13 protein-coding genes and 1 riboswitch are annotated in these 13,904 nt (G+C 71.0%); of the genes, 6 read left to right on the top strand and 7 right to left on the bottom strand.

The annotated features are described in order from the left end of the window. Positions 1-52 precede the first annotated feature (52 nt). Positions 53-1,705, bottom strand: a complete 1,653-nt coding sequence (gene aceB, locus OHV05_RS28300; protein ID WP_405020182.1) for a malate synthase A — start codon at positions 1,703-1,705, stop codon at positions 53-55. A gap of 188 nt (positions 1,706-1,893) precedes the next feature. Here aceB and OHV05_RS28295 point away from each other — a divergent pair, with 188 nt between their 5' ends. Further along, positions 1,894-2,688 (top strand): IclR family transcriptional regulator, encoded by a 795-nt coding sequence (locus OHV05_RS28295; RefSeq protein ID WP_405020181.1) that lies wholly within the window; start codon positions 1,894-1,896, stop codon positions 2,686-2,688. Positions 2,689-2,826: 138 nt separating this feature from the next. Continuing rightward, positions 2,827-3,285: a hypothetical protein gene (locus tag OHV05_RS28290; RefSeq protein ID WP_405020180.1), complete on the top strand. Its 459-nt coding sequence runs from the start codon at positions 2,827-2,829 to the stop codon at positions 3,283-3,285. Between the two features lie 18 nt (positions 3,286-3,303). On the opposite strand, the gene OHV05_RS28285 is transcribed toward OHV05_RS28290, so the two are convergent. Next, on the bottom strand, positions 3,304-4,479 hold the full coding sequence (locus OHV05_RS28285) for a hypothetical protein (protein ID WP_405020179.1): 1,176 nt from the start codon (positions 4,477-4,479) through the stop codon (positions 3,304-3,306). Positions 4,480-4,481: 2 nt separating this feature from the next. Then, a riboswitch (cyclic di-AMP (ydaO/yuaA leader) is annotated at positions 4,482-4,649 on the bottom strand. 380 nt (positions 4,650-5,029) lie between these two features. Here OHV05_RS28285 and OHV05_RS28280 point away from each other — a divergent pair. Further along, on the top strand, positions 5,030-5,377 hold the full coding sequence (locus OHV05_RS28280) for a ribonuclease domain-containing protein (RefSeq protein WP_405021564.1): 348 nt from the start codon (positions 5,030-5,032) through the stop codon (positions 5,375-5,377). Between the two features lie 171 nt (positions 5,378-5,548). Here OHV05_RS28280 and OHV05_RS28275 read toward each other — a convergent pair whose 3' ends face one another. Further along, positions 5,549-6,733 (bottom strand): methyltransferase domain-containing protein, encoded by a 1,185-nt coding sequence (locus OHV05_RS28275; protein WP_405020178.1) that lies wholly within the window; start codon positions 6,731-6,733, stop codon positions 5,549-5,551. 290 nt (positions 6,734-7,023) lie between these two features. Next, the gene (locus OHV05_RS28270; RefSeq protein ID WP_405020177.1) at positions 7,024-7,188 is read right to left on the bottom strand and encodes a hypothetical protein; all 165 of its coding nucleotides are present in this window, start codon (positions 7,186-7,188) and stop codon (positions 7,024-7,026) included. Between the two features lie 362 nt (positions 7,189-7,550). Between OHV05_RS28270 and OHV05_RS28265 the strand changes: the two genes are divergently transcribed. From OHV05_RS28265 to OHV05_RS28255, 3 genes are all read left to right on the top strand, one after another. After that, a complete protein-coding gene (locus tag OHV05_RS28265; protein ID WP_405020176.1) occupies positions 7,551-8,384 on the top strand; it encodes a Scr1 family TA system antitoxin-like transcriptional regulator in 834 nt (277 codons plus the stop codon). Continuing rightward, positions 8,381-8,605 carry a DUF397 domain-containing protein gene (locus tag OHV05_RS28260; RefSeq protein ID WP_405020175.1) on the top strand — a complete coding sequence of 75 codons (225 nt, stop codon included), beginning with the start codon at positions 8,381-8,383 and terminating at the stop codon, positions 8,603-8,605. Before OHV05_RS28265 ends, OHV05_RS28260 begins: the two co-directional genes overlap by 4 nt. Positions 8,606-8,782: 177 nt before the next feature. Further along, the gene (locus OHV05_RS28255; RefSeq protein WP_405020174.1) at positions 8,783-9,112 is read left to right on the top strand and encodes a MoaF-related domain-containing protein; all 330 of its coding nucleotides are present in this window, start codon (positions 8,783-8,785) and stop codon (positions 9,110-9,112) included. Positions 9,113-9,172: 60 nt separating this feature from the next. On the opposite strand, the gene OHV05_RS28250 is transcribed toward OHV05_RS28255, so the two are convergent. The 3 genes from OHV05_RS28250 to OHV05_RS28240 are packed head-to-tail and all read right to left on the bottom strand — an operon-like array spanning position 9,173 to position 13,904. Further along, complete coding sequence (locus OHV05_RS28250) at positions 9,173-11,494, bottom strand: arylsulfatase (protein ID WP_405020173.1); 2,322 nt, start codon at positions 11,492-11,494, stop codon at positions 9,173-9,175. Beyond that, entirely contained in the window at positions 11,491-13,068 is a 1,578-nt protein-coding gene (locus OHV05_RS28245; protein ID WP_405020172.1) for a dipeptide ABC transporter ATP-binding protein, read from the bottom strand. The genes OHV05_RS28250 and OHV05_RS28245 overlap by 4 nt, the downstream gene beginning before the upstream one ends. Beyond that, on the bottom strand, positions 13,065-13,904 hold the full coding sequence (locus OHV05_RS28240) for an ABC transporter permease (RefSeq protein ID WP_405020171.1): 840 nt from the start codon (positions 13,902-13,904) through the stop codon (positions 13,065-13,067). The genes OHV05_RS28245 and OHV05_RS28240 overlap by 4 nt, the downstream gene beginning before the upstream one ends.

The raw sequence follows: 13,904 nt of genomic DNA, 5'->3' as shown, positions 1-13,904 counted from the left end.
AGTTCTACAGCGCGGCAGGCGGCAGACCGGTTGCGGCTGACTAGATTGGTGGTCAGTCGAGCAGCGGGAGCGCGGGCAGGGTGAGGAAGTCGACGAACTCCTCGGCCAGCGAGACCTGCTCGAACAGCTTGGCGGCCTCGTTCCAGCGCCCACCGGCGTAGGCGGCGTCGCCCAACTCGGTGCGCAGGGCGGCGAGTTCCTCGGTCACGAGCCGACGGACCAGCTCGGCGGTGGCCTTCTCGCCGGTGTCGGCGAGCACCACGTCGTTGTGGATCCACTGCCAGATCTGCGAGCGGGAGATCTCGGCGGTGGCCGCGTCCTCCATCATGTTGAAGATGCCGACCGCACCCAGACCGCGCAGCCAGGCCTCGATGTAGCGGACGCCGACCTGGACGGCGTTGTGCAGACCGGCCTCGGTGCAACTGCCGCCCGCGCCCGCGATGTCGAGCAGCTGAGCGGGCGTCACCGGCTCGGCGGAGCCGGGGTTGTCCTTCTGGTTCGGCCGGTCGCCGAGCACCGCGTCGAAGCAGGCGCGGGCCACCGGGACCAGGTCGGGGTGGGCGACCCAGGAGCCGTCGAAGCCGTTGCCGGCCTCGCGGTCCTTGTCCGCCTTGACCTTCTCCAGCGCGGCGGCGTTGACCTCGGGGTCGCGGCGGGACGGGATGAAGGCGGCCATCCCGCCGATCGCGTGCGCCCCGCGCTTGTGGCAGGTCTGCACCAGCAGCCGGGCGTAGGCGGCCATGAACGGCGAGGTCATCCCGACCGTGTTGCGGTCCGGGAGGATGTAGTGCGCACCGGCGTCCCGGAAGTTCTTCACGATCGAGAACAGGTAGTCCCACCGGCCGGCGTTCAACCCGGCGGCGTGGTCCCGGAGTTCGTAGAGGATCTCGTCCATCTCGAACGCGGCGGTGATGGTCTCGATCAGCACGGTGGCGCGGATCGTGCCGTGCTCGATGCCGAGCGCGGCCTGCGCGTGGGTGAAGACGTCGTTCCAGAGCCGGGCTTCCAGGTGGCTCTCGGTCTTCGGGAGGTAGAAGTACGGGCCGGAGTTCGGGTCCTCGGCGCCGCGCGCGAGCAGCCGGGCGGCGTTGTGGAAGAAGTAGAGGCCGAAGTCGAACAGCCCGCCGGAGACCGGGGTGCCGTCGACCATCAGGTGGCTCTCGTCCAGGTGCCAGCCCCGGGGGCGGACCACCACGGTGGCCAGCTCGGCGGCGGGCTTGAGGGTGTAGGACTTGCCCGCGTCGGTGGCGAAGTCGATCCGGCCCTCGAAGGCGTCGATCAGGTTGACCTGGCCGCTGACCACGTTCTCCCAGGTGGGGGCGGTGGCGTCCTCGAAGTCGGCGAGCCAGATCTTCGCACCGGAGTTGAGGGCGTTGATCACCATCTTGCGGTCGGTCGGGCCGGTGATCTCCACCCGGCGGTCCTGCAGTGCGCGCGGCGCCGGGGCGACCTTCCAGTCCCCGGCGCGGATCGCGGCGGTCTCGGGGAGGAAGTCGAGGGTGCCGGCCGCCGCGATCTCGTCCCGGCGGGTTTTCCGTCGGGCCAGGAGCTCCTGCCGGCGGCCTTCGAACGCACGGTGCAGACCGACCACGAAGGCGACCGCCTCGGGAGTGAGCACCTCCTCGCTGCGGGGGACGCGCGGTCCGGCGACAGTGACGACCGGAGCGGCGGGGGAAGCGCCGACGGGTCCCTGATCTGCAGCCATGGCAGAACACTCCTTGGACAGTTGAGCCAACAGGGAAATTCCGGTGGGAACTTCCTCGATACCGACCCGCCTACTGGCGGGTTCGGTTCTGTAAGGTGGAGACTAGTTTCCGCGATACAGAATTTCAACGCTTTGTTGAGGTAGATCGCTGGGACTCTACTCCTCCTCCGACAGTGAAGGGAACGCCGGTGGCCAGCACCTCCGCCGCAGCACCCACAGGGGCCGACCGTGCCACCGGCGGCGTGCAGTCCGTCGAGCGCGCCTTCCAACTCCTCGAAGCCCTGGCCGACTCCGGCGGGGTGGCCACCCTGAGCGAGCTCTCCGCCACCTCGGGCCTGCCGATGCCGACCATCCACCGCCTGGTTCGTACCCTCGTGCAGCAGGGCTATGTCCGCCAGGACACCGCCCGTCGCTACACCCTGGGCCCCCGGCTGATCCGGCTCGGCGAGACCGCGGGCCGACTGCTCGGCAGCTGGGCCCGCCCGTACCTGGCCGAGCTGATGGAGGCCACCGGCGAGACCGCCAACCTGGCCGTCCTGGAGGGCGGCGAGGTGGTCTACGTCGGGCAGGTCCAGTCGCGCCGCTCGATGCGGATGTTCACCGAGGTGGGCCGCCGGGTGCAACCGCACTGCACCGGCGTCGGCAAGGCCCTGCTGGCCCAGCTGGACGAGGCCGAGGCGCGCGGCGTGCTGGGCACCCAGCCGCTCCAGTCGCACACCCCGTACACCGTCACCGATCCGGCCGAGCTGTTCGCCCAGCTGGCCCAGGCCCGGGAGCGCGGCTACGTGGTGGACGACCAGGAGCAGGAGATCGGGGTCCGCTGCATCGCGGTCGCCGTCCCCGGCGCGCCGGCCCCCACCGCCCTCTCGGTCTCCGGCCCCGAGGCCCGGATCCGGGCGCTGGAGGCCCAGGCAGGCAACACCTCACTGGTCCCGGTGATGCGGCAGATCGCCGGTCGACTCGGTCAGGTGCTGGCCCCCTGACACCGGGGCGGTCACCCGAAGACGCCGGGGCGGTCGCCCGAAACCCGCCCGGCACACCGTCCCCGCCTCCGTACGAATCCGCGTCGCGCCGCTACAGTGCGTAGCGGGACGACCGCATTCGGCAGACAGGTGATGACAGTGACCAGATGGGTGATGGCGGGCCTGGCCGCCTCGGCGGCGCTGATGCTCGGCGCCACGACGGCGGGCGCGGCGCCCTCCGGCTCCGACCTCATGGTGGTCCGGCTGGACCCGGACGCGGTCGCGCCGGGCGGGACCACCACCGTGCACGGCTTCGTCGCCAACGTCGGCCCGCAGCGGACGGCCTCGCCGTTCACCGTGCTGGTCGACCTGCCGGCCGGGTTCACCGCCGAGGGGCCGTACTTCCCGGCCGGCTGCCGGGCCCTGTCCGACCAGGTCGTGCAGTGCACCTTCGGCGGCGGGCTGCCCCCGCTGGAGACCGCGACCGCGCTGGTACCGGTCCGGGCGGACGCCGACGTGCCCCCCGGCACGGTGGCCGAGGGGCACGTCAGGGTGGTCAGCGTGGACGATCACAACCCCGCGAACAACAGCACGCCGTTCACGCTGACCGTCGGCTGACCCGAGCTCAGCTCACGGTCAGCGGTAGACCCGGACGTAGTCCGAGGCGAAGCTGATCGGCGCGCTGCCGCTGGGCCCCGGGTGGTACTGCCCGGCGCCCACCGAGAGGTTGAGGATCAGGTAGGCCGACCAGTTCGCCCCGACACCGGTGCCGTCGGAGAAGACCTTGGTCCCGTTCACGTACCAGTCGACGGAGTTGGCCCCGTAGTAGGTCCCGATGGTGACCCACTTGTCGGGGCCGACCGCGTTCGCGTCGGTGTGGTACTTCAGGCCGGACTTGACGTGGTTGGTCAGCTCCAGCAGCGCCGCGTTGTCGGGGTGGTACTCGAAGCTGTCGATCTCCCCGTTGCCGTCCTTCCAGGTCCACAGCGCGGGCCAGGCTCCGGAGCCGGCCGGCAGCTTGACCCGGGTCTCGGCGTAGTCGCCGGTCTTCACCTGGAAGCCCTGGGAGGAGTACTCGGTGGTGAGCAGCCCGGTGTCCCAGGCCTGCTTGCCGCTCTCCAGGGTGTGCGTGGACGGCTTCGCGGTGAAGGTGGCCACGCCGCCGGAGACCGAGACGCCGCCGGGGTTCAGCCAGTCGAGCTTGTTGTCGTCCGGGTTGTGGTTGCCGTAGCGGTACGCGCTGCTGCGGTCACCGACCCACTTGGAGCCCCAGGCGATCGAGCTGTCGAACTCCTCCGACCAGGTCAGCGCCTTGCCGGGGATCGGCGAGCCGCCCACCGTCGGGGTGGGAGTCGGCGTCGGGGTGGGAGTCGGCGTCGGCGTCGGGGTCGGCGTGGGGGCGACCGTGCCGCCGACGGTCAGCTTCTGCGACGGCAGGTTGTGCCAACTCCCGCCCTGGTCCTGCCAGAAGCCGAACTGGGTGTACGTCCCGGCGGGCAGCGTCCGGGCCCCGCTGGTGAAGTTCACGCCGCCCGGGCAGATCTGCACGTTGCTGGCGTTGCCGGGGAAGTCGAGGTTCCGGCCGGCCGCGTCCCGGACGCCGACGCCGAGCGTCTTCGCGGTGAAGCAGGCGCTGGAGTGCACGGTCAGACCCGCCTTGGTCGCGGTGTTCGCGGCCGTCGAGCTGAGGGTGAGCCGGTCCTGCGTGACGGCGGTGGCCGCCTGTGCCTGACCGGCCAGGCCGGTGGCGACCAGGGGTACCGCCACCAGGGCGGCCGCACCGAGGCGTGCGGGGGTAAGGGCGATGCGCATGGGCAGGTCCTCTGCGACGCCTGCGAGGTGAGCTGTCGGGTTCGGGCGAGAGGAATCGCCCGGCCGCAGTGGGTGCGGCTTCACCCCGAGCGACCCCCGTACCGGAGCAGGGGAGAGCGCAGACTGACCTGGTTCCCCCGCTCCTGCCCATGTTTCGGTGATCGGGTACCCGGCACCGGGTGGACAGGACTCGGCGTCCCGGCGACGAGGTCCGCGTAGGTGCGGACGACTCCATGCAGGCTAGGCAGATCGCCTGTCCATCGACAACGAGAGTTGCCTCACATCAGGTTTGGCGGGCCCCCGACCGGTGCGGGCCGACTGCACCCGGCCGACCGCGACCGCCGGGCCCCGGGTCGGCCCCACCCTCGCCCGGCACCCTTGTTCGACACTTCGATCGCTCGCGGTACACGACAAGTCGCAGGAGTTCCACGGTAGTTACGCGCGGGTGAAGTGTTTCCGCAGCCCTTCCGCAGCGTTCTGACATGCCCTCACAATGACAGCCATGCGAATCACTCTACGCGCGTTGCAGACCCGTGCCGCTTCCGTCGCGATGGTCGGCCTGGTCGCCCTGGCCCCCACCGCCGTGTTCGCCACCGACGCCTCCGCCAAGGTCAGCGGGAGCGTCTGCCTGACGGCGCTGCCGAGCCAGGGTCGGGACACCATCCGGCTGATCGACGCGGGCGGCCCGTTCCCGTACAGCCAGGACGGCATCGTCTTCCAGAACCGGGAGGGCGTGCTGCCGAGCCAGTCCACCGGCTACTACCACGAGTACACCGTCAAGACGCCGGGGTCGTCGACCCGGGGCGCCCGACGGATCGTCACCGGCAAGGTCTTCCACGAGGACTACTACACCTCCGACCACTACGCGACCTTCTACAAGGTCAACTTCGGCTGCTGACCGCTCCCCCACGGCCGCCCGCCCCCACTCCCCGGGGACGGGCGGCCCCGTCGTTGCACTGACCTGACGTCAGGTCCTGCCACGCGACGTACGGCCGGAAAGCGGGGCCCGGCCACTGGTTGTTGAACCCTGCGCCCTCACGTTGAGGCGAACGGGAACCGGGAGTCCGAATCACCTGTGCTGCGGGACCTGGCTGTCCGGCTGGTCGAGCCACGGGACCTGGTGACCGGCCGCCACGGTCAGGCCGAAGCGTTCGACTCCCGGCCGGCCTTCGGCCTGCCACCACCGAACAGCACGTTCGACGGCCTGCCACAACCGACGGGGGCCGGCCTGGTACACGGTGGTCTCCGACTGGCCCTTACGCCACACAACCGCTGCCCATGACCTGTCACCGAGCCCGTAGAACCAGGCGGTTGTCGTGCCGTCGTCCTGTTCGTGGATCACGTGTGTCACGTCCGGCACCGCCAGGCCGATGACGAACGTCTGCACGCCCCACACTCCGCCGAGATCATCCGCCGTGAGTGTCGTCCGGTACTCGGTGTCCGCGTCACCGGGGAAGTCCGGGACGTATGCCGAGTGGGACGGGAACTCCGAGCGCGATCCCCGGTCCTTCATGAAGCCGACCTGCTCGGTGAAGTGGCCCGAAGCGGTCAGGTCGTCTCCGACGGTCAGCTTCACCACAGCATCGCGGAAGGAGTACCGGGTGCCCCACGGAGCCAGGATCAGGCCCCCGGGCTTCACCTGCCGGAGCCACCCGGGAGGGATCTCCTGCACACCGTACGTGGCAATGAGCCGGTCGTAGGGTGCGCCCGCCGGCCAGCCGAGCTGCCCGTCCCCGGTGACCACCTCGGGAGCGAGTCCGGCACGCCGATGCGCGGTACGGGCACTCTCCGCAACGGCAGCGTCAATCTCCACGCTGACAACCCGTCCGGGGCCGAGCCGGTGAGCTAGCAGACCGGAGGTCCAGCCCGTTCCGGCACCCGCCTCGAGCACTTTCACACCAGGCGCCACGTCCAGGTCCCGCAGCATCGACATGACCACGTTGGGCTGGCTGTTGCTGCTGGTGGAGAGCTGCCCGGCCGCGGTGCCTTCGTGCGCTCCGTCATCCCATTGCGTGACGATCGGGATGTTGGAGTCCACGGCACGGCGCCAGGCGTCCGGGTCGGTGCGCCGGTCGATGGCCACGGTGGACCGGGAAGCCTCGGTCCAGGCCCACATCAGATCGGGGATGAACAGGGAGCGAGGCACCGAGTCGAACGATGTCTCCCAATCAGGAGACATGGAGCCGTTGTCGAGGAGGAACCGCCCCAGCTCGAAGCCGGGGCGGTCCGTTCCCTCAGCGAGGGGGGCGGTCACTTGCGGTGACCTCCATCGCCGGGCGGGGGCCCACTGTCGGGGGACGGGGGCGGCGGCGGTGCAGGCGGCTGGATCGGCGCGGGGTTGCCCCCGTGTCCTCCGTCGTTCTCCAAGATCATGGGGAATCCTCTCCATGCGGCTCGGGCCTACAGGCGTCTGCCTGAAGGAGTGGAACCCGCCCTCAGCCGACCGGACTTGGCTTCCCTCCCGGCGGAGGGCGGAGACTGTGAGGGTTGCTCCGGCGGCGTCACCGGAGCAACCCAGTGGGGACATGAGACGGACTGCTGCGGTCAGGAGGATTCCGCGGCCCGGTGGATCGGGCACCGGCACGGCTCGTAGTCGGCGAGACCGCCCCAGCTGACGCCGGTCCTGTACGTCTCGCGGGGCCTGGTCTCGGTCTTCTTGCCGTCCGGGGTGACCTTGTACACCCGGATCGACACGACAGCCTTGCTCACGTCAACTCCCTGACATCCTCGACCGGGTAGCCGAACAGCTCCCGGTCGCCGTATCCGTACGGCACCTGCAGCGGCGTCCGGTCGGGCGTGGGACCCCGCAGGTCCGACACCAGGACCCCCACGGCCGGCCGCCACGACAGCTGACCGGCCTCGGGTACCGGCCCCCGGAAGACGATCGGAACCGCAAGCGCTATGGGCCGGGGCAGAGTGGCGCTGGTCATGGTGGGGCCTCCGAGAGGGGATGGCTGGCCGGTAGAGGGCGAACCGGACTGTTCGTTCTGGGTAACAGCATCAGCACTGGTAGCTACGATCGGTAGATCACAGACCACAACAGATCGACAGACAGGGTCGGGGGACCAACAGTGCCGCGAGAGAAGGAACTCGACCCAACCGAGTCGATCTCGGCTCTGTTCGGGTCAGAGCTACGCAACCGCCGGACGGAGGCGAAGCTCAGCCAGGAGGCACTTGGCGAGGCGGTCGGCTACACGGGCTCTCTGATCGGGCAGATCGAAACGGGCCGACGGCAGCCGCGCTTGGAGTTTGCCCAGCGCCTCGACAGTGCGTTCGACACGTCCGAGTACTTCCAGACTCTCTGGCACCACGTCAGTGGAACGAGCCGCTTCGCCGACTACTTCAAGAAGTTCGCGGCATACGAGGAAGAGGCTCCGGAGGTCTCGGACTTCGCTGCGCTGATCTTCCCGGGCATGTACCAGGTAGAGGGATACATGTGGGCGCTGTACCGGTCGGCGGACCCGTTCGCCTCGGACGAGGAGATCGGGGAGAAGGTCGCCAACAGGCTTGCACGGCAGTCCCGTCTTTCGACCCCAACAAAGCCAGTGTTGTGGTTGCTGGTTGACGAAGCCGTACTTCGCCGGCCGGTGGGTGGCCCCGAGGTCATGGTGGCTCAGCTCTCCCACGTGGTCGATCTATGCCGGTCGCGAACCGCTCAGGTTCAGGTGATTCCGAGCAGGATCGGTGAGCATGCGGCATTGGAAGGGGCGATGACTCTTATGACCTTGGCCGACGGGTCGGCGGTGGCCTACGTTGAGAGCCCTCATACCGGACAACTGGTGGAGGACCCAGTAGTCGTCTCCAAGATGCGCCGGACCATGGACCTTGCGAGGTCGTTGGCGCTTACACCGATGGCTTCGCTGGACCTGATCAACGCAACGATCGAGGAGTACCGAGCACCATGACCACTGCTACTCAGTCCGAGCTTCTCTCCCTGTTCGCGTACCGGAAGTCCAGCCACTCGGGCGGCAGCAACGGCAACTGCATTGAGCCCGCGCTCAACCTCGCCCAGACTCACGACGCCGTGGGTGTGCGGGACTCCAAGGACCCCGAGGGCCCCGTGCTGGTCTTCCCGGCCGGCGCATGGTCGGCTTTCGCCACCTGGTCGGCCGGCTTCGAGGTCTGAGCCTCCCCGCCAGAAGCCCCGAGGGCTGTACCTGGCGGCCGGTGACTTCTCAGTGGTCGGCGCGGACGGCACAGACCCGGCGTAAGCCGGTGAACGGACAGGCGGTCCGATAGGTTGGTGGGTGCGGTCACGCGACCGCACCCACCTGTCGCTCCGCCCAGACGAGGACTGCCCGAGATGACCGCGCCCCTGCCAGCCTTCGCCGGCCACACCTACCTGTTCCAGGTCGACAACGGCGCGGCCTTCCGCAACACCTACTCGGCGGACGGCCTCCGGCTGCGCTGGGACGGTCTCGGCGAGTCGGCCGGGCAGTGGGAGGACGTCCCGCTGCACGTGGCCCAGGTCGCCCCGCACATCTACTTCGTCAGCTGGACGGAGAAGAGCGGCATCACCGTCAGCCACGTGATGGACTTGGCCGCGATGACCGTCCGCGCCTTCTGGACGTACGAGGGCGAGGGCGGCCGGGTCGGCGAGCTGCACACCGGCACGCTGCAGGCCGAGGTCTGACCGACCCCGCCTCGGCCCGGACCGGGCCCGCCGCCCGATCAGGCGGCGGGCCCGGTCCGCTCACTCGAACGCGGCCGCCGCCTCCCGCAGCGCCGTCGCCACCGTCTCCGGGTCGTACGGGGCGGGCTCGCCCGGCAGGTAGGTCACCGCGCGCAGGTCACCGGTGTACCGGAAGCTGCGGTGCCGCCGGTGGACCGGCCAGGAGACCGGGGACTTGCGGTCCACCCCGACGCTGATGCCCTGGAACGGTGCCATGCCGATGAGTTGGTGCACCGGGCCGAGCCGCCCGGTGGACACGCCGTCGACCAGCAGCTCGAACTCCCACTTCAGGTCGGCCACTGCGGTGGCCCGCAGGCCGACCTCCCGGGCGCCCGGCGCCAGCGGGCCGCCGTCCGCCTCGAACAGCTCGCCGTACTGGTTGTAGGCGAACCGGAGCCGGCTGTCCTCGACGTAGAGGCTGTAACCGCCGCCCTGGTCACCGTGCGAGACCAGCACGCCCTGGTCGGCCGCACCGTGCCGGGCGAGGTCCACCAGGATGTCGAAGGAGCGGAACGAGATCAGCCGGGAGGAGCGGTAGCGCTCCAGCTCCGGCGTCCCGGCGAGCAGGGTGAGCGGCTCGCGCAGCCGGGCGTCCTCGGGGTGCCGCAGCGCCAGCGCACCGGACCGGTCGGTCAGCGGGAAGACCCCGTTCCGCCAGGCCGCGTCCTCCCAGGCGTCGGCCAACTCCTTGACCACCTCCGGGAATTCGGCCGAGACGTCGTCGATCTCGGTCGGGTCGGTGCGCAGGTCGTACAGCGCCCACTCGCCGTCGTCGTAGGGGGCGCCGGGGCGGTGCAGGGTGACCAGCTTCCAGCCGTTGCGGTAGTAGCTGCGGTTGCCGGTCATCTCGCAGTACTGCTCGGTGTGCGTGGACTCGGCCTCCGGCGCACGCAGCACGGGGGCGAAGCTGATCCCGTCCAGCTCCTGGACCGGCTGCCGGGCGCGCTCCACCGGCCGTTCCAGGCCCGCCAGTTCGAGCAGGGTGGGCAGAATGTCGGTGACGTACTGGTACTGCTCGCGCACCCCGGTGTCGCCCTCGGCGCGCGGCAGGCCGGCCGGCCAGGAGAGCACGAACGGGACCCGGACGCCGCCCGCGTGGGTCTGGCCCTTGTAGAGCCGGAACGGGGTGTTCGAGGCCATGCCCCAGCCGCGCGGGTAGTGCACCAGGCTCTGCGGGCCGCCGATCAGCTCGATCTCGCGCTCGACGTCCGGATTCCAGTCGGCCGGGAGCCCGGGGTGGTGGACGAACCGGCTGAAGTAGCTGCGGGTGCCCTCCGCGCCGCCCTCGCCGGTGCCGCCGTTGTCGGAGGTGAACAGGATGATGGTGTTGTCGAGCTCGCCGAGCGCCTCCAGGGTGTCGGTGAGCCGCCCGAGGTTCTGGTCGACGTTGTCCACCATCGCCGCGTAGACCTCCATGTAGCGGGCGTACAACTTCCGCTCCACCTCGGTCAGTTCGCCCCAGGGGCGGACGTCGTACCCGGCCTCGCCGTTCCGCTCGGGCAGCCGGGTGCCGGCCGGGAAGTGCCCGGCGGCCAGCTGGCGGGCGAAGCGTTCGGCGCGCAGCTCGTCCCAGCCCCGGTCGTAGCGGCCCTGGTGCCTGGCCAGGTCCGCGGGCTTGGCCTGGAGCGGGCCGTGCACGGCGTTGTGGGCCAGGTAGAGGAAGAACGGCTTCTCCGCGTCGTGCGCGCGGAGCGACTTGACCATGGCGATCGCCTGGTCGGTGATGTCGTCGGTGTAGTAGTAGTCGTCGGGCAGCTCGTCGATGTCCAACGGGCTGTTGTCCCGGACCAGTTGGTGCGGGTGGAACAGGCTGGTCAGCCCCTCCAGCACGCCGTAGTACTGGTCGAAGCCCTTCTGCAGCGGCCAGTTGGCCCGGTTGTCGGCGGCGTTCGAGGCGGAGTCCCGGGTCAGGTGCCACTTGCCGACGGCGTAGGTGGCGTAGCCGCTGTCGTGCAGCAGCTCGGCCAGGGTCGGGATGTCCCCGGCCACCTCCATGCCGTAGCCGGGGAAGCCCGGGTCGGCGTTGGCGACGAAGGAGTAGCCCACCCGGTGCGGGTTGAGACCGGTGAGGAGAGCGGCCCGGGCCGGCGAGCAGAGCGGCATGGTGTGGTAGTTGGCCAGCCGGACACCGTTGCCGGCCAGCCGGTCCAGGGTCGGGGTGGGGATCTCCGAGCCGAACGGGCCGATGTCGCTGTAGCCCATGTCGTCGATCAGCACCACCACGACGTTGGGCGCGCCGGTCCTGGCCCGCCGACGGGCGGGCCAGGCGGCCGCCGAGTCGGCGAAGGTCCGGCCGACGGTGCCGGGGAAGCCGGCGTAGGGGTCGCGGCGGGTGCTGGTCATACGGGGCTCCGGTGGGTCAGTTGCGGTACGGCGGCGAGCAGTTCGGCCGTGTAGGGGTCCTGCGGGTCGGTGACCACCTGGTCGGCGGGACCGGTCTCGACGATCCGGCCCCGGTGCATGACGGCGATCCGGTGGCTGACCTGGCGCACCACGGCCAGGTCGTGGGCGATGAACAGGACGGCCAGCCCGAGCTCCCGCTGCAGGCCGGAGAGCAGGCCGAGCACCTGGGCCTGGACCGAGACGTCCAGCGCCGAGACCGGCTCGTCGCAGATCAGCACGCTCGGCCGGGGCGCCAACGCCCGGGCGATACCGATCCGTTGGCGCTGGCCGCCGGAGAAGGCCCGCGGGTGGCGGGCGGCGGCGGCCGGCTCCAGGCCGACCTGGGTGAGCAGTTCGGCCACCCGGTCGGCCCGTTCGGCGGCGTCGCCGAGGCGGTGCGCGATCAGCGGTTCGGCCAGGATCTGTCCCACCGTCATGCGCGGGTTGAGCGAGGAGTACGGGTCCTGGAAGACCAGTTGGATCTCCCGCCGGGCGGCCCTGGACCCGGTCAGGGGCTCGCCCCGGTAGCGGATCTCGCCCGCCGAGGGGGCGTGCGCCTGGACCAGCGCCCGGGCCAGCGTGGACTTGCCGGAACCCGACTCGCCGACCAGCCCGAGGGTCTCCCCCGGGTGCAGCACCAGGTCGACGCCGGCCAGCGCGGTGACCGGGCGGCGGCGCGGGCCGTAGGTCTTGGCCAGGCCGGTGACGGTGAGCAGCGGGTCCGGCCCCGGGGTGGAGTTGACGGCGGCGGCCGAGGGTGCGGAGAGCCTCGGTACGGCGGCCAACAGCCGTTTGGTGTAAGGCTCTTCGGGCCGGTCGAGGACGTCCTCGGTGCGCCCGCGCTCGACCACCTTGCCCTGGTGCATCACCAGCACCCGGCGGCAGGCTTGGGCGATCACGCCCAGGTCGTGGCTGATCAGCACCAGGGCGGTGCCGCGCTCGCGGTTGATCCGCTCCAGCAGCCGGAGGATCTGCTGCTGGACGGTCGGGTCGAGCGCGGTGGTGGGTTCGTCGGCGACCAGCACCTCCGGGTCCCCGGCCAGCGCCAGCGCGATCATGATGCGCTGACGCTGACCGCCGGAGAACTGGTGCGGGTGGTCGCGCAGCCGCCCGGCGGCGTCGGGGATGCCCACCAGGTCGAGCAACTCGACGGCCTTGGCGGCTCGTTCGGCCTTGGCGGCCGAGCCGTGGGCGCGCAGCGCCTCGTCCAGCTGGCGCCCGACGGTGAGCACCGGGTTGAGCGAGGACATCGGGTCCTGGAAGATCATCGCGATCCGCCGGCCGCGCACCTCGCGCAGGGCCGGCTCCGGCAGTGCGGCCAGGTCCCGGCCGTCCAGCTCGACCGAGCCGCCGGAGATCCGGCTGCCGGCCGGCAGCATCCGCAGCAGGGCGAGCGCGGTGGTGGACTTGCCGGAGCCGGACTCGCCGACGATGCCCAGCGTCTCCCCGGCGGCCAGCTCGAAGTCGACCCCGGACACCGCCTCGGTCCCGTCGAACTCGACCCGCAGGTCCCGGACTCGGAGCACCGCGTTCATCGGCGGATCCCTTCGTTCAGCGCCTCGGCGATCAGCGTCAGGCCGAGCACCAGGGCGGTCACCACCACCAGCGGGGCGGCGGCGAAGCCGGGGTGGCTGGAGAGGTAGGCCATCGACTGGCTGAGGATGCCGCCGAGCGAGGGCTCCGGCGGGCGGACACCGACCCCGAGGAAGCTCATCGCGCCCTCGATGAAGACCGCCAGCGAGAAGGCGATCGCCCCCTGCACGATCAGCGGGTCGACGGCGTTGGGCAGCACGTGGCGCAGCAGCACCCGGGCCCGGGAGGCGCCGCCGACCCGGGCCGCCAGGGCGTACTCGCGCTCGCGCTGGACCAGGATGCCGGCCCGCAACTGCCGTCCGAAGCCGGGGATCTCGGCCAGCGCGATGACGATCACCACCGGCCAGCGGCCGGGGCCGAGCACCGCCGTGACGGCCAGCGCCAGGATCAGCCCGGGGAAGGCCAGCAGCAGGTCGAAGATCCGCTGCACGGCCACGTCGGCCCCGCGCGAGGTGGCGGCCAGCAGGGCCAGCGCGCAGCCGAGCAGCGCGCCCACCGGCACGGCCGTGGCGCTGATCAGCAGATCGGTGCGGATGCCGTACAGGACCCGGCTGAACAGGTCCCGGCCGAGGTCGTCGGTGCCGAACGGGTGGGCCCCGCTCGGCCCGGCCAGCGCCAGCCCGCTCTGCGCCAGCGGGTCGACGTCGGTGAGCAGCGGGGCGAGCAGCCCGGCCAGCACCACGGCGCCCACCAGGAGCACTCCGGCGGTGCCGCGCACGGTGTGCAGCCCGGCCGGGAGGAGACGGCGTCGGCGCAGGCCGACGGAGAGGGTGGTCAT

The sequence above is a fragment of the Kitasatospora sp. NBC_00070 genome (assembly GCF_045041205.1).
GTDB lineage: Bacteria > Actinomycetota > Actinomycetes > Streptomycetales > Streptomycetaceae > Kitasatospora.
Note: the sequence above shows the minus strand (reverse complement) of the source record. Positions and strands in the feature narration are given on the sequence as shown.

What these genes read in the sequence shown, in the direction of transcription:
- OHV05_RS28280 (WP_405021564.1), top strand. Translation starts at nt 5,030, where the DNA reads ATGGTCGGCCTGGTCGCCCTGGCCCCCACCGCCGTGTTCGCCACCGAC.
- OHV05_RS28250 (WP_405020173.1), bottom strand. Translation starts at nt 11,494, where the DNA reads ATGACCAGCACCCGCCGCGACCCCTACGCCGGCTTCCCCGGCACCGTC.
- OHV05_RS28240 (WP_405020171.1), bottom strand. Translation starts at nt 13,904, where the DNA reads ATGACCACCCTCTCCGTCGGCCTGCGCCGACGCCGTCTCCTCCCGGCC.
- OHV05_RS28245 (WP_405020172.1), bottom strand. Translation starts at nt 13,068, where the DNA reads ATGAACGCGGTGCTCCGAGTCCGGGACCTGCGGGTCGAGTTCGACGGG.
- OHV05_RS28260 (WP_405020175.1), top strand. Translation starts at nt 8,381, where the DNA reads ATGACCACTGCTACTCAGTCCGAGCTTCTCTCCCTGTTCGCGTACCGG.
- OHV05_RS28255 (WP_405020174.1), top strand. Translation starts at nt 8,783, where the DNA reads ATGACCGCGCCCCTGCCAGCCTTCGCCGGCCACACCTACCTGTTCCAG.
- OHV05_RS28285 (WP_405020179.1), bottom strand. Translation starts at nt 4,479, where the DNA reads ATGCGCATCGCCCTTACCCCCGCACGCCTCGGTGCGGCCGCCCTGGTG.
- aceB (WP_405020182.1), bottom strand. Translation starts at nt 1,705, where the DNA reads ATGGCTGCAGATCAGGGACCCGTCGGCGCTTCCCCCGCCGCTCCGGTC.